The following is a 19,885-nucleotide window of genomic DNA, read 5'->3' on the forward strand; positions in this document are numbered from 1 at the left end:
TACATGTCAACTCAATTGCCGGTCATCAATTTAATGGGGCCAACTGCAAGTGGTAAAACTGCTTTGGCATGTCAGCTCTATGAGCAAGGAAATTTTGAACTGATATCTGTAGATTCAGCATTGGTCTTTAAGGATATGGATATTGGTACAGCTAAACCAACCAAAGAAGAGTTGCTGCAATATCCACATCACCTTATCGATATTATTAGCCCATTAGAAGTCTATTCGGCTGCAAACTTTGTTGAAGATGCATGTGGTTTAATTGATGACATGCATGCACGAGGTAAAACCCCGATTTTGGTGGGTGGAACCATGCTCTATTTCAAGGCACTTTTAGAAGGTCTTTCAAGCAATTTACCGAGCGCAGATTATGCTGTTCGTGCTGAAATAGAAGCCAAAGGTGAAAGTGAGGGTTGGTCTGCGGTCTATGCTGAATTATGTAATGTGGATCCACTGGCGGGCGAAAAATTTAAAGTGAGTGATAAACAACGGATTATTCGGGCTTTAGAAGTTTACAAATTGACAGGGCAGCCCATTACTAAACTTCAAGCTGAACAGCCTAAAAACGTGCCTTATCGCTATAATTTTCATAATTATGCTTTGATGCCAGACCGTGCCGAATTGCACCAAAGAATTGCACAACGATTGAAAATTATGTGGGACATCGGATTTTTGAATGAAGTGGAAGCACTTATGAAAAAATACGATTTAGATGAAAATTTACCCTCTATGCGCTCAGTTGGTTATCGACAAGCACTCGAATTTTTACAGAAAGGAGATAAAACTGTCGAAAAACAACGTGAAATGGAGGATAAAGCACTTTTTGCGACACGACAACTTGCCAAACGTCAATACACTTGGTTAAGATCTTTGCAAGAGGCACATAAATTTACAACGTATTCTACTATCACGCAGGCACAAGAAGACTTGCGAAACTGCTATGGATAAAGCAAAATTTAGCTACTATCTTTTTTATAATTTTTAATTGAAAAATAAAGATAGTTTTTTGCGCTGATTTTTAAATTTTTTTGGAGTTATAACATGTCTAAAGGTCAAACTTTGCAAGATCCGTTCTTAAATTCTCTCCGTAAAGAACGTATTCCTGTCTCTATCTTCCTTGTAAACGGTATTAAGTTACAAGGTCATATTGAATCTTTCGACCAATATGTTGTTTTATTAAAAAATACAGTAAGCCAAATGGTTTACAAGCATGCAATTTCTACAGTTGTTCCTGCACGTAACCCACGTCCTGCTGGTGCACCTGCTGGCGCTGGTCAACAAGGTAGCTTTGGTGGTCAACAAGGCGGCTTTGGTGGTCAACAAGGCGGCTTTGGCGGTCAACAAGGCGGCTTTGGCGGTCAACAAGGCGGCTTTGGCGGTCAACAAGGTGGCTTCGGTGGTCAAGGTGGCTTCGGTGGTCAAGGTGGCTTCGGTGGTCAAGGTGGTGGCTTTGGTAGTCAAGGTGGCTTCGGTGGTCAAGGTGGCTTTGGTGGTCAATCGACTGGTTTTGATGGCGAATCAAAATTTGAAGACACTCAAGATGACGAAAATAATCGTTAATTGATTGTTAAAAAAGCCTCTCACATGAGAGGCTTTTTTTATGCCAAATTTTTAGTTTTAGTCTAAGCGGATAAATAAAAAGACCAGCATTCATGCTGGTCTTTTTATTTATCCAAACTTATGACTTGTTGTTCTTACGGTCTAAGTTCGGATCTTTGATTTCGACATAAGCTCTGTTGCGTGTTTCGCGTAACCAGCTATCAAGCTCTGCATCAAATTGACGCTCACCTAAAATTTGACGTGCCATACGTTCTTGGTATTCAGCAGTCATGTCTTGTTGACGTGTTTCAGTCACCTGAAGAATATGCCAGCCAAATTGGGTTTGGAAAGGTTTACTGGTTTGACCTACAGGCGTATTTTTCATGGTTTCTTCAAACTGAGGAACCATCACACCTGGGCTGACCCAACCCAAGCTCCCGCCATCACGTGCTGAACCTGTGTCATTAGAGTAGGTTGAAGCTAAGACTGCAAAGTCTTCACCTTTTTGAACGCGGTTATACAAGCTTTCGATCATTTGTTTAGCATTTTCAGGGCTAACCACTTCAGAGGGTTGAATCAAAATATGGCGTGCTTTGTATTGAGGTACAATTGCTTTTTGCTCAGCACCTTTGCGTTCAACTAATTTTAAAAGATGTACACCATCTCGTACTGTAATTAAATCTGTGGTTTGTCCCACTTGGAGTGGACTCACACGTGCTGCAAGCTCGCTAGGGATGTCAGAAAGTGCTCTAAAGCCCATATCTGCACCTTCAACTTTGGTGCCAGCAGTACTGAACTTTTTAGCAATTGCAGCGACGTCATTGTCGTTTGCTAGAACAGTTTTGACTTGCTTCGCCACAGCATCAGCATTGTCACCTGAAACACGCACATGTAGCACATGTACTTGATTGCCAAGTGCTGCTTGACCTTGTGGTGTATTTAAGAAGTTTTTAACGTCTTGGTCTGAAATTTGGATACGAGAGGTAACGATTTGCTGGCGCAAACGATTGATTGCTAAATCTTCAGCAACGCGACTACGCAAAGAAGCATAGGTTCCTGGTGCCATTTTATCGAGCTTTTGTTGGAATGCTTCTAGGCTTGTGCTACCAGATTGTTTTGCAACATTTAAAACCGCTTCATTCAAGCTTTTTTCATCAGGTTGAATGTTGTAACGTTTCACTTGCTCAAGCTGAGTCTGACGAATAATCAGTTGCTCTAATGCTTGTTGTGCCAAATATTGCTCTGGTGGGACTTGCTTCTTTTGGCTCTCAAGTTGATGTTTGAGCTCAGCCATACTTGCTTCTAAGTCACTCTTCAAAATGACACTGTTATCGACAACAGCAACAACTTCATCCGACGCATGTACAAAAGTTGGAATAGCGGTTGCGAGAGCTAAAGCCAAAGCACTCGCTTTAAAAAATTGTTTGAACTGTTTTGTCTTCATTAACGGTCTGTCCAAGTCTGATTAATATTGTTAAAGCCTAGAATACGATTTTCTAGTAATGATGAAAGTTTACTGTTGAGTCCGCCTAAGCCTTTAAGTGTAATTTCGGCCATAATTGCACGTTTAGGTTCTACACCTGCAGCATTGACGTCATCCAAGTCGTTATAGTACTCACGACCATAAACGGAGATTCCCCAACAGCAAGACTCGTAATTGACACCAAGGAGGTATTCACGAGCGACATTGTTGTCTAAGTCATATTGAGCATGGCCCATAATACGCCAGTTGTTATGGATGGGTTGTACAAAAGATGCAACCACTTGGTCGTAATGTTCTTGACGGTCTGCAATTTCTTTACGGTAGAAATAGCCAACGTTATAGAGGTTGCCTTTATCACCCGTAAAGTAAAGTTGTAAGTCGCGTTGCGCATTATCGCCATTTGCCATCCATGCTGAGTTTGCACCGAGGGTAAAGTTTTGCGAGAGTTGGCTAGATACGCTGACAATCGGACCAGAGTGATTTTCTCTGTCAAAGACATCTGCTGTTTGGTCAAGCGTTACGCGGCGGTCTTCGAAATAATAGCTTTGGCCTACACTGGCTTTTAAGCGCTCTAGCCCCACCGTATCAAATAAGCTATAGCTTAAGCCTAGTGATAAGAAGTTATTGTCTTCTAGACGGTCATGGCCATAGAAGCGATTTGCACTAAACAACTGATCATAGTTAATCGATGCTGTTGCAGAGTCAAAGTTTGGTGCGCCATCTTGATTTTTATAGGGTGCGTAGGCATAGAACATGCGTGGGCTTAATGTCTGTAAGAAAGTGCCTTCTTTTTCAAAGGTTAAACCGGCATCAAAAGTCACCTGTGGTACGACATAAGACTTGTCGTTTGATGAGCGGTTGGTGTTGTCAAACTCATTGATGGTATCTTGATCGTAGAATGTGTTTACATTACGAATAGATACTTCTGGAATGGCGAAAGCCCACGGTGTACGGTAGTTATAGCGTACAGAAAAGTCATTGTAGACACGGGTGCCGCTTGGTTCAAAGCTATCGTTGGTATCGCCATCGATAGTCCCAAAGTCCTTTTTAAAGTAAGCCGTATCGTTGTTGAACTCGTATTCTAAGCCTAGTGCATTACCCGCTTTATAGTTGAGTAAGAACTGTGGTAAACGTGCATACGGACGGTCAACGTAGGGCGTAGTTTCGTCTAGTGTTTGGAAGTCTTCAACTTTCAGTTGGGCTTTTAGACCAGGAATTCCATTTTTATAGTTTAACTCCCACGCACGACGCAGGTTTAAGTCTGTTTTGGTGTTTGGGTTGTTACTTAGGTCAGTAAAGTAGTCTTTGTCTGACGCATAGTTATATTCAAGATTGGTTGAGAACTGTTCATTGATTTGCCAGTTATGTAAAAAGTGCAAATCTTTACGGTCTTCATCGTCATATTTTCGGTCACCAGCTAAGTACCCCCCCCAAATTTGACCTGAACCAAAGTTTTCGGTCAAATAGCGAAACTCACCCTCAAACATTGGGCCGCGGTCGCTGATATAGCGTGGCGTAACAGTCGCGTCGTAGTTAGGTGCTAAGTTGAGATAAACAGGTACTGCAAGCTCTACACCACCATCATTGGTGAAGCCAAAACTTGGTGTCAAAATACCGGTAGTACGACGGTCATCAATCGGGAAGTTGAAATAAGGAACAGCGAGAACGGGCACATCTTTAACATAAAGTTTTGTGCCGCGTGTTTCACCACGGCCAGTTTCTTGATTTAACTTAATTTCGTCTGCTTGGATTTTCCACGTTGGCGATTGCTCTGGTGGGCAGGTGCTATAAGTTGCATTTTTTAGCGTGGTGGTCGTTTGCGATTCACGTAGGATTTGGTCAGCCCGCCCATGCGCATGTTGTTCTTCTGAAATATAGAAACTGTTTTTCAGATCGCCTTGCTGAGTTTTTAGATTGTAATTAATTTGGTCACTTTGCGCTAATAAGCCACTTTGCGCCATTTGCACACGACCTTCAGCATTGGCAAAGGTCTGGGTTTGATCAATGGTGATTTTATCGGCACGGATTTGACGACCTTCTTGATCAATCAGGACATTACCTTCAAGAACAGAGTCACCTTGTGGGTTGTAGTGACCATAGTCCGCTGTAATGGTGGATGTCGCATTGGCTGCGTCAGCAGCTTTGGTTTCAGGGCTTACAGGGGTTAACCATGTGCCTTGGCAATACGCGGAACTTAAGTAACGACCTTGGCGCTGTTGAGCTTCAGGAGATGACTTATCAACGTAGTATTGTTCGAAAAACTTTTGTCCAGGATAGCTTTCTTGTAGTGCTTGTTTTAGCGATTGTTGTTCGTCTGAAATAGACGTGGTTGGTGTTGCAGCATAGCTTGTGATTGAGCTACCACAAAGAAGGGTAAATATCGCAGTCGCTAAAGGATTAAATTTAAACTGATGCTTCATGTGTCTCATTTACCAAGTATGCTTAAAACGCAATTAATTATTGTCGCATCATAGAGAAAAAGTTGATAAGTGGCTACACTTAGCACTTTAAAAACTCAGCCTGTATTAGAATTTATCGCAAATGAATACACAACGTGAACAATTGATACAAACATGGATTTCATCTGTACTTGGTTCAGATCAATTTGAAATTAACTTTTTAGCAGGCGATGCAAGTTTCCGTCGTTATGCACGAATCAAGTTGAATAATAAAACATTTATGCTGATGGATGCACCACCAGAAAAAGAAGATTGTGTGCCTTTTGTGACGATTGATGAATTTTTTGATACGAACGGTGTTCGTGTACCACATATTGTGGCGAAAGATTTGGAGCAAGGCTTCTTATTGCTTGAAGATTTTGGTGATGTGCTACTGTCTACACAGCTCGATGACAAGACTGTCGATGCACATTATGAGCAAAGTTTTAAGCAGTTGATTCAATTGCAGTCTATTGATGGCGTAGGTCATTTCCCAGCTTATTCTTATGAGAAGTTAATGACCGAAATGTCGTTATTGACAGATTGGTTATTGCCAAGTTTACAGATTCAACTCACTGATGAGGAGTCTGCGCTGATTAAACGTACATTTGCAATTTTAGCCAATGCTGCTTTGGCTCAACCTCAAGTGATTGTACATCGTGATTTCCATAGTCGTAATCTCATGCTTTTGGTAGATGAGCAAGAGCAAGGCGTAATTGACTTTCAGGATGCTGTGATTGGTGCAGATACTTATGATCTGATCTCAATTACACGTGATGCGTATGTACAGTGGAATCCTGAGCGCGTTTATCATTGGTTTAAAGTGTTTTATGACCTATTGCCAGCTTCTGCCAAAGAAGGGCGTGACTTTGAACAGTTTAAGCAAGACGCTGACCTGATGGCAATTCAACGTCATATTAAAATTTTAGGTATTTTTGTGCGTTTATTTGAACGTGACGGAAAATTAGGTTATCTCAAAGATTTGCCACGTGTGATGTGGTATTTACTTGAAGAAAGCAAACCTTATGCAGAACTACAACCTTTCATGCAATTTATTTGCGATAAAGTGATGCCAAAATTTGAAGCAAAATATGGCAAATATGAGGTTGTTGCAGCATGAAAGCAATGATTTTGGCAGCGGGACTTGGCAACCGCATGCGTCCTTTAACACTCTATAAACCGAAACCTCTGCTTGAAGTGGGTGGTAAACCACTGATCGTTTGGCATATTGAAAAACTCAAGCAAATTGGGGTCACAGAAATTGTGATTAATTCTGCCTGGTTGGCCGATGTGTTGATTGGTGCGCTTGGGGATGGTTCACAGTTTGGTGTGACTATTCGCTGGACGCGTGAAGAAGAGGGGCTTGAAACAGCGGGTGGTATTATTAATGCTCTGCCACTGCTGGGGACAGAACCGTTTATTTTAGTGAATGGTGACGTTTGGACCACTTTTGATTTCGAAGCTTTACTTGATGTGCAGTTGGACACCGATTTTGCGCATCTGGTATTTGTACCCAACCCGACACAACATCCCAAAGGCGACTTTATCTTAAATCAAGGGCGTGCTTATACCTTTGAACAAGAGCAGTCAGGCGAAGCGCTGACTTATAGTGGTGTTGCAGTTATACATCCACAGATGTTTAAGGGATTAGAAGCAGGTAAGCGTCCGTTGGCTCCATTGCTAAAAGAAGCGATGTCTGCTGGAAAAATTTCTGCCGAGAAAATGCAAGCCGCATGGGTGGATGTTGGCACACCTGAGCGATTAAGTGATCTAGATCTACAGATTCGTCAAGGTATGTACGTTTAAGTGCATAATCACTAAGCGTTAGCTACTGTTCCACGGCTGAGAAATCGGTATACTTCAGTTTAATTTTATTGAGATGTCTTCTTTATGCATCCATTTTTTCAAGACTTAAAGCAAGGTAGTCAAAAGCTTGGCTTAGATTTGAGTGAAGAAGCATTAAATTTATTGCTGAAGTATCAAGACGCACTTGTGCTGTGGAACAAAGCTTACAATTTAACAGCGATTCGCGATCCTAAAGAAATGCTGGTGAAGCATTTATTAGATAGTTTAAGTATTTTAAAAGATTTGCCGAAAGGTCGTTTGCTGGATATTGGTACAGGCGGTGGTATGCCGGGCATGATTATTGCTCTATGCCAACCTGAGCGCCAATGTGTTTTGCTCGATTCCAATGGCAAAAAAATTCGTTTTTTAAAGCAGTTTATTGCAGATCTAAAATTAACCAATGTAATTGCAGTTCAAACGCGTGTTGAAAATGAAGATAGCATCCATGATTTGGGTCAGTTTGATGTGATTACCAGTCGGGCATTTGCTTCTTTAACCGATTTTATCAATGCATCGAAGCCTTATATGCACCCAGACAGCATTATTGCGTCGATGAAAGGCTTGGTTCCGCATGACGAAGTTGAAGCATTCAAAAACGAATTTAGTTGTGACATTATTGCGTTAAAAGTTCCACGTTTGGACGAACAACGACACTTACTTTTATTAAAACGTATCTAAAAAAATTCAAAGGATTGGGCGGGTCATGGCACAAATTATTGCGATTGCGAACCAAAAAGGTGGTGTAGGTAAAACCACAACCGCAGTAAATTTGGCTGCATCTTTAGCAGTACTTAAAAAGCGTGTTTTATTGGTCGATATGGACTCGCAAGGCAATGCGACCATGGGTTCAGGCATTCAAAAAAATGACCTACTGTATTCAGTGACCGATGTTTTACTGGGTGAAGTGCCTATAGAAACTGCAATTACCAAGGCGGAAGTGGGTTATAAGGTCTTGGGTGCAAACCGTGATTTGGCGGGAGTTGAACTTGCGATTGCTGAGCAAGAAGGGCGTGAGTTTATTCTGCGTGACGCATTGCAAGAAATTGAACAAACATATGACTACATCATTGTGGACTGTGCGCCCAGCTTAAGCTTGATCACAGTTAATGCACTGGCAGCGGTGGATGGCGTGATGATTCCAATGCAGTGTGAATACTATGCTTTGGAAGGCTTGGCAGATTTAACACAGACCATTGATCGCATTCAACAAGCATTGAATCCTGAGTTAAAAATTATTGGTGTTCTACGCACCATGTATGATGCACGTAATGCACTGACACGTGACGTGTCTGAAGAATTAGAACAATACTTTGGCAAAAAACTCTATGACACAGTCATTCCTCGTAATGTGCGTCTAGCTGAAGCACCTGCGCATGGTTTGCCAGTGATTTATTTTGAAAAAAGCTCGAAGGGTGCAGTTGCTTATTTACATTTAGCAGCTGAAATGATTAAGAAAAGCAAAGTGAAAAAAGGAAGTAACGCATGACCGTTAAGAAACGTGGACTAGCAAAAGGTCGTGGTTTAGATGCCTTACTCGGTTCCATTCAAAAAGAGAAATTACAACTTGAAGCACAAGCTCTTGATCACGGTCAGCTAAAACAAATTGATGTGCATTTATTGCAGCGTGGTGAATATCAGCCACGTCGTTTTATTAATGAGCAAGATTTACAAGAGTTAGCAGCATCGATTGAAAAACATGGTGTGATGCAGCCGATTGTGATTCGTCCAATTGATAATGAAAAGCATCCCTATGAAATTATTGCGGGTGAGCGTCGCTGGCGTGCGGCTCAACTTGCTGGCTTAACGCAAGTCCCAGCCATTGTTCGTGATTTAACAGACCAAGTTGCAATTGCACTGGCGTTGATTGAGAACATCCAACGTCAAGACCTTAATCCGATTGATCAAGCGATGGCATTACAACGTTTTCATGAAGAGTTTGGTTTAAGTCATCAAGAAATTGCGGATACGGTAGGTAAAGCGCGTACCACAGTAAGTAATTTGCTGCGTTTATTAAGTCTAGCTGAGCAAGTTAAAGACTTTATGCAGCAGGGGTTATTGGATATGGGACATGCTCGTGCCATTTTGACTTTGAAAGGGAAAGATCAACTGAAAGTCGCAGAATTGGTGATAGAGAAAAGTTTATCCGTTCGCCAAACTGAACAATATGTTCGTGATCTCAATGCGCCGAAACAAGAAAAATCGAAAACGGAAATTGCACCAGATCTTCAACAATTGACACAGCGCTTAACAGATCGTTTTAGTGCAAATGTCAAAATTGATCATAATAAACAAGGGAAAGGCAAGCTCACGATTCATTATCATTCACTAGATGAGTTGGATGGTATTTTGAATATTTGCTTAGCTGAATAATTTTATTTTCTATTTTAAATACTTGGGGAAGTGTTATGTGGGAATTGGTAAAAGCAGGTGGGTGGCTTATGCTGCCCCTTGTACTCTGTTCGATCTTTACTGTTGCGATTAGTTTAGAGCGTTTTATTCGCTTAAAGAAATCCGCTATTTTACCGAAAGATTTGCTATTAAACCCAGCGCAAAGCGTACAAATGGTTTTGCCTAAACTTAAACAAAATCAGGATTTACAGGCAACGACATTAGGTCGTATTTTGGAAGCTGGTTACCAAAGTAAGGCACAAGGTGAACAGTTTGCACGTGCGCAGATGGAAGCAACGGCTTCTCAGGAAATTGGTTATCTTGAAAAAAATATCAATTTTTTGGGAACATTGAGCGCTGTCGCGCCTCTTTTGGGGTTATTGGGAACGGTACTGGGGATTATTGAGTCATTTTTAATGATTGATATTGGTAATAGCAGTAATCCAACACTGATGATTCCAGGGATTTCTAAAGCGCTGATTACAACTGCGGCAGGAATGTTCATTGCGATTCCCGCATTATTTGCTTATCGTTATTTTCAGCGTTTGGTTCAAGAGTATGTTGCTGAATTAGAACAGCAATCGACTTTATTTCATGCGGCTTTATTTTATAAGCAAACAGAAACTGTGCTTGAAAACCATGATGTTGTTGTGAAACAAGCGAGCTAAGGTGAAGTATGAAATTTAAACGTTCACAAGTTGAAGATGTTCATATTAACCTTACACCAATGATTGATTGCTTATTATTTATTTTGGTGTTTTTATTGCTGACCACCACATTCAATCAATTTAGTCGTATGAATTTAACCTTGCCCGATGCGCAAGGGGTTCCACCGAAAACATTTGATCATAAAATTGAAGTGGTGGTAGATTCCACGGGACATTATTCAATTAATGGTCAGTCTATTGCATCGAAAGATGTTTCAGAATTAAATACCGCAATTAAACAGATTTCCAATGACCGTCGTGATCTAATGTTTGTGATCGCTGCGGATGCAAAAGCAACCCATCAGGATGTGATCCGTGTGATGGATGTGGCTGGTCAGTTGGGATTTGTAAATATTAATATTAGTACCAAAGTGCCTTCTCGAGGTTATTAGTGAAACACGATTTAAAAGTTTATCTACGTCTACTGAGCTATTTAAAACCGTATTGGGGCGTAGCGATTCTTGTGGTGATTGGTTTTGCTATAAATGCGGCGACAGAGGTTTCGGTCGCTAAATTACTTGAAAAAATTATTGAGGCGATTCAACATCGTGACCGAGGTTTCACAACCTTATTCCCGCTTTTAGTTGTCTTGGTGATGTTCTTCCGTGGAATAGGTTTGTTCATGGGGGGCTACTTTACTGCGGTTATCTCAAGAAACTTGGTCTTTAATATCCGCCAAGAAGTCTTTGCAAAATTATTGCGCCTTCCTTCACAGTACTATCTCGATAATAACAGTGGTCATATCACTGCGAAAATTATGTTCAATGTGGAGCAGCTTACAGCAGCATCCTCAGATTCACTCAAAACTATTGTTCAACAAGGTTTAATTGCTATTGCATTACTGGGTTACCTGATTTATAGCAACTGGCGTTTGACCTTATGTATTTTGATTTTTGCACCGTTGATTGGTTTGCTCATCCGTAAAGCAGCAAAGCGTATGCGTAAGCTCTCTATTCAAGTTCAAAACACCATGGGTGATGTTAACCATGTGGTACAAGAGACGGTCAATGGCCACTTGGTGGTGAAAGGCTTCGGTGGACAAGTTTATGAACAGCAACGCTTCAGAAATACGTCTTTAGAAAATTTGCGTCGTGGCTTGAAAATGGTGATTGTGCAACAACTCAATAGCCCGATTGTGCAGCTCATCATGTCGATTTCACTGAGTATTGTGATGTGGATTGCACTGCGCCCAGAGATTATGCAGGATACCAATGCAGGACAATTTGTGGCGTACATTACCGCAGCCGGCATGTTGAGTAAGCCCATTAAGGCACTGACTGATGTGAATGAGAAAATCCAACGGGGTATGGCGGCCGCGCATTCAGTCTTTGAGCTTTTAGATTTACCTGAAGAAAAAAATACTGGGACGTTAACTCCAGTGTTGAAAGGCAATATTGACTTTAAACATGTGAACCTAGTTTATGTCGATGGCTATCAAGCACTGCATGATTTTAATTTAAGCGTCAAAGAGAGTGAGACGATTGCTTTAGTGGGGCGCTCTGGTGCTGGTAAAACCTCTTTGGTGAACTTGTTAGTGCGTTTCCAAGATACGACCTCGGGTCAAATTCTTTTTGATGGGATCGATATTCAGGATATTGAAATCAATAGTCTGCGTACCCAAGTGGCAATGGTCAATCAGCAAGTGGTTTTATTTAACCGTACTGTACGTGACAATATTGCCTATGGTCAGCTTGAAAACGCCTCGGATGAAGAGGTAATTGCAGCAGCAAAAGCGGCCTATGCACATGACTTCATTATGGCTTTACCACAAGGCTACAACACTAAGTTGGGGGCACAAGGCCTTAATTTATCGGGTGGCCAACGTCAACGTATAGCCATTGCTCGTGCGATTTTGAAAAATGCGCCTGTATTGATATTGGATGAAGCCACCAGCGCGCTTGATAATGAATCAGAGTACTTTATTCAGCGTGCTTTTGATGCTGCAATGCGAGATCGTACCACGATTGTAATTGCACATCGTTTATCAACCATCGAGAATGCAGACCGTATTGTGGTGATGGATAAAGGGCGTATAGTAGAGCAAGGTACACACGCTGAACTGATTGCGAAGCAGGGTGCTTACTATCAGCTCCATCAGCGTAATTTTGAGGAAAACTAAGTCATGTCAGGTGCACAGTTTATTCAGGATGCTTGGAACTCACAAGCAAAGTGGTTAATTGTGCTTCGTCCGCTGTCTTGGTTATATCGAGGCGGTTTTCTTTTAAACCGTAAGTTGTATCGGTGCAATATTAGAAAAGCCTATACGGCTCCTGTGCCTGTCATGGTGATTGGTAATATTACCGTGGGTGGGAGTGGTAAAACCCCGCTGCTCATTCACTTGGTGAGTTACTTACAAAGTAAGAATATTCGAGTGGGTGTGATCAGTCGTGGTTATGGTGCCAAAGGGCCATTTCCGACTATGGTGGATCTCAACTCATTGCCTGAAAATGTAGGTGATGAGCCAACGCTCATCGTGCAATCCACTGATGTACCGATGGCAGTGGGTCCCAATCGTCAAGAAAGTATTGAACTGCTTTTATCTCACTATCCGATTGATTTGATCATTAGTGATGATGGGCTGCAACATTGGGCATTGAATCGCCAAATTGAATGGATTGTCCTAGATAATAATCGTGGACTAGGCAATGAAAAGTTATTGCCCGAAGGTTATTTACGAGAGCCAAAGTCTAGATTGGATCAAGGCGTAGTAATCGAACATGCAGATCATCCTACTCGTGCTATGCACATGCACTTAGAAGTTGCAGAGCCTTACTTGTTGAACAGTACTGAAGCAAAAGCATTTAATCCGCAAAATGATTTTTATGCGGTCGTGGGAATAGGTTTTCCGCAGCGTTTTTATCGTACTTTAGAGCGTATGGGGGTGCAGCAGTTCCAGTGTCATGAGTTTGCTGATCATTATGAATATGAATTAGAGGATTTGGTCTTTGATGATGCCAATCCCATCATTACCACTGAAAAAGATGCAGTGAAAATTTTAGCACTGCTCAAACAAAATCCTAGTTTTTCCCGCGATATTTGGGTTGTTCCTGTCGATGCTGTGTTATCGACGGCGTGTTATGACACCTTACATCAACAGCTCGCCGCTGTAGGTATTGAAATTTCTTAAGGTCTATTATGAAGCATATTGTTATTCCTGCGCGTTTTGCGAGCACACGTTTATCTGGAAAACCACTCCTTAAAATTCATGGTCGTGAAATGATTTTACGGGTCGTTGATCAGGCGAAGAAAGTTGAAGGTTTTGATGATCTCTGCGTCGCAACGGATGATCAACTGATTTATGATCTTTGCATAGCTGAAGGGGTGGATGTGGTGTTGACCTCAGCGGCTCATCCCTCTGGAACAGACCGCCTAAGTGAAGTGGCAAAAATTAAGGGCTGGGGCAGCGAAGATATCATTGTGAATGTTCAAGGTGATGAGCCTTTGTTGCCTGCAACTTTGGTCAAGCAAGTCGCGCAACTTTTAGAGTCACAAACTGATTGTTCAATGTCGACCTTGTGCGAACCAATTCAGCATTTAGATGAATTTAAACGTGACAGTATTGTTAAAGTGGTAATGTCGAAGTACAAACAAGCACTTTACTTTAGTCGTGCTACTATTCCATATGACCGAGATGCTGCAAAACAAGTGGAACAAACGTTGCATGAACAAGCCTTCCGTCATTTGGGTTTGTATGCTTACCGCGTGAAATTACTTCAAGAATATGTGACATGGGATATGGGTACACTCGAAAAGCTCGAAAGCCTAGAGCAACTACGTGTTTTGGAGAATGGGCACCGTATTGCCATTGATATCGCAGAAGCGAACTTGCCGCCAGGTGTGGATACACAAGAAGATTTGGATCGTTTAAATGCCATGGATGTGGCTCATTTTGCATAAAAGAACTTAGGTCGTATACATGAAGCAAACGCTGCCTGAGCAGATTTATCCGTGGCATCAAAATGTTTGGGAAACTTTAACCACGCGATTTCCGAATATTGGTCATGGCTTATTGTTTTATGGGAAAAAAGGTTGTGGTAAAGAGATTTTTGCTGAGCAGTTTCTTGCTTGGGTCTTATGTGCGAAGCGGCAGCCAAATCATTTGGCCTGTGGGGAGTGTGGGAGTTGTCAGTGGTTAAAGGCGGATACACACCCTAATTATGTGCACATCACTACCGATGAAGACAATAAAAAACAAAATGCCAAGATCAAAATTGAGAAAATTCGTGATCTGCTGCCTTTTGTGCAGCAAACGGTAGATGGTTGGCGCGTCATCATTATTGAACCAGCCGAAGCTTTAAATACAGCTTCAGCCAATGCTTTATTGAAAACGCTTGAAGAACCAGGTGATCGTGTTGTTATCATTTTATTGGCAGATCATTATTTAAAACTGCCTGCAACCATTCGCAGTCGTTTGCAACATTTTGCTTTGGATCGCATAAATGAACAGCAAGCAGAGCAATTTTTAAATCAGCATTTGTCCCATAGCGATTTGGCACAGCAACATTTGTTGATGAATTTGTCCAATCATATGCCGTTGCAGGCAATTACATTGTCCGAGAGTGAATGGATCCCTCAACGTGCTGAATTTTTAAAAGATTGGCAAAAGTTGGTGATGGATAAAAATATGCCGATGGCAATTGCGACCAAGTGGAATAAAGCGCTGGCATTTAGTGATTTTAGTCAAATGTTTGAGTACTTGTTGTCAGATTTGATTTGTGTCAAGCTAAATCAGCAGTTAAAAAATACTGATTTGGATTTTAGTGTGCTAGCAGAGCGGTATTCACTTGAAACTTTGTTTTCAATTTACGCCGAGCTGCAACAGTCAAAACAATATATTGAACAAAACGTACAAACTAATTTAGTGCTCGACCAATTGTGTATTCGGTTGATGGATGTTTAAAACAGGGGAATTTTATGCAACCACGTATGGGCGGAATCATTCAAGCCAATATTCCAGATAAAGCAACGTTATATGCAAGTTACATGCCTTTTGTGGTTGGTGGTGGTTTATTTATTCCATCCAAGCAACCTGTAAAGATGGGAGAGGAGGTCTTTGTTTTGGCAACATTGCCAGAACAAGCACAGAAAATTCCTCTCACAGGTAAAGTGATTTGGATTTCACAAAAGCAAAATGGAATCAAACTCCAAGGATTTGGTATTCAACTTTGTGGGGAGAAAGGGGTTTATTACAAATCAGAAGCGGAAAAGTTGCTAGCTGGTCTTAAGTCTGAAGGGCGAACTAGTTACACTATGTAATTAAGTATATGAAGTAGGAAACGCCTGTGTTTGTAGATACGCATTGCCATTTAACCATGCTAGATTTAACCCCTTATGATGGGGATTTGGATTTAGCATTAGCGCAAGCACGTGCAGCGGGCGTTCATGGCTTTATGAGCATCTCGGTTGATCTTGATGATTATATTGAGCTAGCAAAAATTGCGTCACGGCATGACGATGTGGGCTATAGCGTCGGGGTGCATCCTTGTGAAGATCCTGAAACCATGGCTCGTGCGACCACAGACTATTTAATTGAGTTGGCGCAGCCTGAAAAAGTTTGGGCAATTGGTGAGACAGGGCTCGATTATTTTCATAGTACAGATTTCATCGCTGAGCAAAAAGACTGTTTTGCACGACATATTCATGCTTCACAAGCTGTAAAAAAGCCAGTTGTTGTGCATACCCGTTCTGCCAAGCACGATACTGTCGATATTATTCGCGCCGAAAAATCGACCCATGGAATTTTGCATTGCTTTACAGAAGACTGGGAAACGGCCAAAGCTGTTTTAGACTGCGGTTACTATGTGTCATTTTCAGGGATTGTGTCTTTTAAAAATGCGCAAGACCTGCGTGATGTGGCGAAGCAAGTTCCTTTAGATCGCTTGTTAATTGAGACGGATAGTCCTTATTTAGCACCGATGCCATATAGAGGAAAGTCTAATGAGCCAAAGTACGTTCCTTATGTAGCCAAAGCCTTGGCAGATGTATATGATAAGTCCTTGGAAGAGATGGCTTTCATCACAACACAGAACTTTGAAAACCTTCTCAACATGAAGTAAATAAATTGAAACGATAAAAGCGTATAAGAGAGTACTAGGGTGAAAATGGATCGTCAGGCTCAGTTTCGAGCAAGAGAAGCGTTAATTTTCCAAGTGGCTGAACAGTTGCTTTTAGAAAATGGCGAAGCAGGGATGACCCTTGATGCATTGGCTGCAGAATTAGATCTAGCAAAAGGTACGCTTTATAAGCATTTTCAAAGTAAAGATGAACTCTATATGTTGCTCATTATTCGTAATGAGCAAATGTTGCTTGAAATGATTAAAGATACAGACAAACAGTTCCCTGAACATCTTGCTTTTTTTATGTTACATCATTTGCATCATCCTGAACGCACGGTGTTGTTTCATCAAATAGAAGAGCGATTATCGACCACGGGTGTTGGGATCTATCATTTATTTACTGAGCTTTATCAAATTCGGAAGCAGCGTCTACGTTTAATTATTCGTATGACCGAGCGGTATTTAGAGTCGATAGAGAGTCAAATGACAGTACGTGATTATTTGGCATCGATTTGGTCTTTAACGCATGGTGCCGCAGCGATTTTGAACTCTAGTTTTTACCAACGATATTTGGGTTCGCGTGACACTTTGCGCGTGGCCTACATTGACCAAGCTCTGGCGATGCCTAAACAAACGGGCGCAGCAGGATATCTTGCTTAGCGGATAGGATGTATGAAACAGAAACCACCTTCAAGGATTCAAGGATTTACACTGGTTGAATTGATGGTGGTTATTGTTATTATGGCCATTATGGCGTCATTGGTGATGTTGAATATCAATGGGGTCGACCAACGTAAAGCAGCGCAAGCCCGTGATTTTTTTATCATGGATGTACAGAAAATTGCACGTGAGGCAAATGATCAAGCACGTGTTTTGGCACTAGAGGTTCATCCTGCGACCGATGTGGCTGATTTTTCTTATGCTGTTGTTGAATATAAAAATCCTCAATTTACTATACCCACAGAACAACAAAATAATGTAATGCTGAATCAACAAAAATGGCAAAAATATAATGAGTTCCCGCAGCAAGTGTTAGCCAAAAATGTTTCTTTTGCTGTGCAATCTTTAGACTATGATGTTTCCCAAGCCCGAAACGATGATTTAACCCAAGAGAATGCACCTAAACTGATTTGGTTGGGGAATGGCGAAGCAAAACCTGTTCGTATTCAATTTTATTATGCCAATGAGCCCGTGGGTGCAGAAATTGAAATTGATCATTTGGGTAAAATAAATGCGAGCTAAAGCTTTAAAGAGTAGTCTGCCGGCTTGCGCTCGGATGAAATATTATTTCATTAATCCTCGCTCAGGATTTACATTGCTAGAAGTGATGGTGGCGCTGGCTATTTTTGCTACAGCAGCGGTCGCTTTAACCAAAGTGGGTATGCAATATACTCAGTCTACAGCCCATGCCATCTTGCGTACTAAGGCACAATTTGTTGCCTTGAATGAAATTTCTATGATGGAAATCAATCGTGATTGGCTACAAGGCACGGCCTCTAAACAAATCACCCAACAAGGTGAAACTTGGCAAATTGATAAATCAGCGCAAGCAACGATTAGTGCTAATGTGCAACGCGTCAATGTACAGGTGAGCTTGGTGAATACTGAAACTGGAAAAGTAGATTCGGGTGTTACGAGTTTAGTTTTTTTTAACCATCGTGATGGAAGCCAACCATGACAAAACGCTCAGGCTTTACTTTGGTTGAGTTATTGGTGGCAATCGCGATTTTTGCTGTGCTTTCAGCTTTGGGTTGGAAGGTTTTTGATTATCTGATCAAGATTAAAGAGCGTAATACCCAACATGAACAGCGCTTAGGTCAACTACAAGAAGCATATCAACAAGTGTTACGTGACACTGTGCAAATTGTACCAATTACTGCCAATGTTGCGGGGCAGGTTCAACCCGCAGTCATGTTGCAAAATGGTCAGTTAACCTTTAGTAAAACTGGCGTGACTGATCCTTTAATGCAAGGCATACCGCCTGAAGAGCGAGTTGAATATATTTATAAAGCAGATGAAAAAAAACTGTACCGTTATAAATATAAAAATTTAAATCAAACCGGTAATGATCAACCTGAAACCAGTGTTCTACTTGATTCAGTTGATCAATTTCAAATTATGTTACTCAATCCCAATGAAATGGCACAATGGCCTGAGGTGGCATTGAGTGAAAATGATGTAACTCAGGCAAAAATACTACCGCGCGGTTTAAAAATAAACCTCACTGTCAATGAGGTGGGTTATGAATGGGTGTTTAGTTTATTAAATACAGACTTTTTAAAACAAAAAAATTAAGTTGCAGGATATGAAACTCACGGACTCTATGCAAAACCATTTTTCCTTAAATGTATTCGTTGTAAATAGGTGGATGTTTTGAAGCGCTCTCAGCATGGCATTGCATTGATCACCATTTTGGTGATGGTGGCTTTAGCAACTATCCTTGCTGCTACGATTGCGAAACATCAGCGCAATACCGCAGAGAGTACGGCTTATTTAATGCGACAAAACCAAGCTCTGTTATACGCAAAAAGTGCTGAAGCTTTTTTTTCTGAGCTGTTGGTGGATGATGCTCAAAATACAGCAGAGGTCGATCATCTACAAGAAACGTGGGCGAAGCCGATGCCTGCTTTTCCAGTGGAAGATGGCTTTGTTTCTGGGCGTTTAGAAGATGAGTCAGGAAAATTTAATTTAAATGCTTTAGTTAAGTCGGATAAAAAGCCGAATGAGGCTGCAAAACTTTGGTTTGAAAAGCTATTAGTCCGTGTTGGGTTGCCTGCGCAACTTTCAGAAGCAGTGATTGATTGGCAAGATGAAGATGATGAAATCAGTGGGCCGATGGGTGCTGAATCTGCATATTATCAAAGTTTAGCTCAGGGTTATCTGGCATCAAATCGTGCTTTTTATAATGTTGAACAGTTGAAGTTGGTGCGGGGTTTTGAGGGGCGCAACTATCAACTGATTGCACCTTATGTGAGTGCTTTACCGAGCAATGAGTTAAAGGTGAATATCAACACTGCACCTGCACTGGTGTTGGCCAGCATTGATCCTAAGTTGGATGTATCTGCTATTCAAAATTTACAAAAGCAAAGACAGGCCAATTTGGAACATTTTTCCAATGTTAATGAACTGTGGGAGGTTGATCCATTTAAACAAGTAGACGAGGCTCAGCGGGCTGCTGTTAATGATTTTCTCGGAGTTCAATCGAACTATTTTAAAGCTAGAATTGAAGTCCTGTTGAGTGAGCGTAAGCGTCAGTTTAGTAGTGATTTGGTGCGAAAAGATCAAGCGGTATATGTGGCTTATCGGAGCATGTCACCGTTTTAAAGGGTAAATATAAGACTGATATGATTTACCAATTGGATTGAACAATAAAATAAATGAGCATAGGTTAACTTTTGCTTTATAATTAAAGTCAATTCTCAGAAAGTT

The 19,885-nt window shown here is 41.3% G+C and carries 22 protein-coding genes; 20 read left to right on the plus strand and 2 right to left on the minus strand.

Annotation, left to right across the window (positions count from 1 at the left end; all coding sequences use genetic code 11):
- The first annotated feature begins 3 nt into the window (after positions 1 to 3).
- Entirely contained in the window at positions 4 to 948 is a 945-nt protein-coding gene (gene miaA / locus AXW61_RS04930; protein ID WP_062032894.1) for a tRNA (adenosine(37)-N6)-dimethylallyltransferase MiaA, read from the plus strand.
- Between the two features lie 93 nt (positions 949 to 1,041).
- A complete protein-coding gene (gene hfq / locus AXW61_RS04935; RefSeq protein ID WP_062032896.1) occupies positions 1,042 to 1,560 on the plus strand; it encodes an RNA chaperone Hfq in 519 nt (172 codons plus the stop codon).
- A gap of 118 nt (positions 1,561 to 1,678) precedes the next feature.
- Here the strand turns inward: hfq and AXW61_RS04940 are convergent, their stop codons facing one another.
- Both AXW61_RS04940 and lptD read right to left on the minus strand, forming a co-directional pair.
- On the minus strand, positions 1,679 to 2,983 hold the full coding sequence (locus tag AXW61_RS04940) for a peptidylprolyl isomerase (RefSeq protein WP_004696818.1): 1,305 nt from the start codon (positions 2,981 to 2,983) through the stop codon (positions 1,679 to 1,681).
- Positions 2,983 to 5,442: an LPS assembly protein LptD gene (gene lptD, locus AXW61_RS04945; protein ID WP_062032897.1), complete on the minus strand. Its 2,460-nt coding sequence runs from the start codon at positions 5,440 to 5,442 to the stop codon at positions 2,983 to 2,985. Before lptD ends, AXW61_RS04940 begins: the two co-directional genes overlap by 1 nt.
- 121 nt (positions 5,443 to 5,563) lie before the next feature.
- On the opposite strand from lptD, the gene AXW61_RS04950 reads away from it, so the two are divergent.
- The 18 genes from AXW61_RS04950 (at position 5,564) to gspK (ending at position 19,780) form a co-directional block, all read left to right on the plus strand.
- Complete coding sequence (locus tag AXW61_RS04950; RefSeq protein WP_062032899.1) at positions 5,564 to 6,580, plus strand: phosphotransferase; 1,017 nt, start codon at positions 5,564 to 5,566, stop codon at positions 6,578 to 6,580.
- Positions 6,577 to 7,266 carry an N-acetylmuramate alpha-1-phosphate uridylyltransferase MurU gene (murU, locus tag AXW61_RS04955; protein WP_062032902.1) on the plus strand — a complete coding sequence of 230 codons (690 nt, stop codon included), beginning with the start codon at positions 6,577 to 6,579 and terminating at the stop codon, positions 7,264 to 7,266. The genes AXW61_RS04950 and murU overlap by 4 nt, the downstream gene beginning before the upstream one ends.
- A gap of 84 nt (positions 7,267 to 7,350) precedes the next feature.
- Entirely contained in the window at positions 7,351 to 7,983 is a 633-nt protein-coding gene (gene rsmG, locus AXW61_RS04960) for a 16S rRNA (guanine(527)-N(7))-methyltransferase RsmG (RefSeq protein WP_004696825.1), read from the plus strand.
- Between the two features lie 25 nt (positions 7,984 to 8,008).
- Complete coding sequence (locus AXW61_RS04965; protein ID WP_005401148.1) at positions 8,009 to 8,791, plus strand: ParA family protein; 783 nt, start codon at positions 8,009 to 8,011, stop codon at positions 8,789 to 8,791.
- Positions 8,788 to 9,675, plus strand: coding sequence for a ParB/RepB/Spo0J family partition protein (locus AXW61_RS04970; RefSeq protein WP_004696828.1), 888 nt, complete (start codon positions 8,788 to 8,790; stop codon positions 9,673 to 9,675). Before AXW61_RS04965 ends, AXW61_RS04970 begins: the two co-directional genes overlap by 4 nt.
- A gap of 35 nt (positions 9,676 to 9,710) precedes the next feature.
- The gene (locus AXW61_RS04975) at positions 9,711 to 10,361 is read left to right on the plus strand and encodes a MotA/TolQ/ExbB proton channel family protein (protein WP_062032905.1); all 651 of its coding nucleotides are present in this window, start codon (positions 9,711 to 9,713) and stop codon (positions 10,359 to 10,361) included.
- Positions 10,362 to 10,369: 8 nt separating this feature from the next.
- The gene (locus tag AXW61_RS04980; protein WP_004696832.1) at positions 10,370 to 10,792 is read left to right on the plus strand and encodes a biopolymer transporter ExbD; all 423 of its coding nucleotides are present in this window, start codon (positions 10,370 to 10,372) and stop codon (positions 10,790 to 10,792) included.
- Positions 10,792 to 12,519, plus strand: coding sequence for a lipid A export permease/ATP-binding protein MsbA (gene msbA / locus AXW61_RS04985; RefSeq protein ID WP_062032906.1), 1,728 nt, complete (start codon positions 10,792 to 10,794; stop codon positions 12,517 to 12,519). The genes AXW61_RS04980 and msbA overlap by 1 nt, the downstream gene beginning before the upstream one ends.
- Positions 12,520 to 12,522: 3 nt before the next feature.
- Positions 12,523 to 13,527, plus strand: a complete 1,005-nt coding sequence (gene lpxK, locus AXW61_RS04990) for a tetraacyldisaccharide 4'-kinase (protein ID WP_062032909.1) — start codon at positions 12,523 to 12,525, stop codon at positions 13,525 to 13,527.
- A gap of 8 nt (positions 13,528 to 13,535) precedes the next feature.
- Entirely contained in the window at positions 13,536 to 14,297 is a 762-nt protein-coding gene (kdsB, locus tag AXW61_RS04995; RefSeq protein WP_062032911.1) for a 3-deoxy-manno-octulosonate cytidylyltransferase, read from the plus strand.
- Between the two features lie 19 nt (positions 14,298 to 14,316).
- Complete coding sequence (locus tag AXW61_RS05000; protein WP_062032914.1) at positions 14,317 to 15,300, plus strand: DNA polymerase III subunit delta' C-terminal domain-containing protein; 984 nt, start codon at positions 14,317 to 14,319, stop codon at positions 15,298 to 15,300.
- Between the two features lie 14 nt (positions 15,301 to 15,314).
- The gene (locus AXW61_RS05005) at positions 15,315 to 15,656 is read left to right on the plus strand and encodes a PilZ domain-containing protein (RefSeq protein ID WP_062032916.1); all 342 of its coding nucleotides are present in this window, start codon (positions 15,315 to 15,317) and stop codon (positions 15,654 to 15,656) included.
- A 26-nt stretch (positions 15,657 to 15,682) separates the two neighbouring features.
- Complete coding sequence (locus tag AXW61_RS05010; RefSeq protein WP_062032919.1) at positions 15,683 to 16,456, plus strand: TatD family hydrolase; 774 nt, start codon at positions 15,683 to 15,685, stop codon at positions 16,454 to 16,456.
- A gap of 45 nt (positions 16,457 to 16,501) precedes the next feature.
- A complete protein-coding gene (locus tag AXW61_RS05015) occupies positions 16,502 to 17,116 on the plus strand; it encodes a TetR/AcrR family transcriptional regulator (RefSeq protein WP_004696845.1) in 615 nt (204 codons plus the stop codon).
- Between the two features lie 12 nt (positions 17,117 to 17,128).
- A complete protein-coding gene (locus AXW61_RS05020) occupies positions 17,129 to 17,698 on the plus strand; it encodes a type II secretion system protein (RefSeq protein WP_062032921.1) in 570 nt (189 codons plus the stop codon).
- 34 nt (positions 17,699 to 17,732) lie between these two features.
- Complete coding sequence (gene gspI / locus AXW61_RS05025) at positions 17,733 to 18,134, plus strand: type II secretion system minor pseudopilin GspI (RefSeq protein WP_062032924.1); 402 nt, start codon at positions 17,733 to 17,735, stop codon at positions 18,132 to 18,134.
- The gene (gspJ, locus tag AXW61_RS05030; RefSeq protein ID WP_062032926.1) at positions 18,131 to 18,751 is read left to right on the plus strand and encodes a type II secretion system minor pseudopilin GspJ; all 621 of its coding nucleotides are present in this window, start codon (positions 18,131 to 18,133) and stop codon (positions 18,749 to 18,751) included. The genes gspI and gspJ overlap by 4 nt, the downstream gene beginning before the upstream one ends.
- Positions 18,752 to 18,829: 78 nt before the next feature.
- Positions 18,830 to 19,780, plus strand: coding sequence for a type II secretion system minor pseudopilin GspK (gene gspK / locus AXW61_RS05035; protein WP_062032984.1), 951 nt, complete (start codon positions 18,830 to 18,832; stop codon positions 19,778 to 19,780).
- The last annotated feature ends 105 nt before the right edge of the window (positions 19,781 to 19,885 follow it).

This window comes from Acinetobacter sp. BMW17 (genome assembly GCF_001592855.1).
Taxonomy (GTDB): domain Bacteria; phylum Pseudomonadota; class Gammaproteobacteria; order Pseudomonadales; family Moraxellaceae; genus Acinetobacter; species Acinetobacter johnsonii.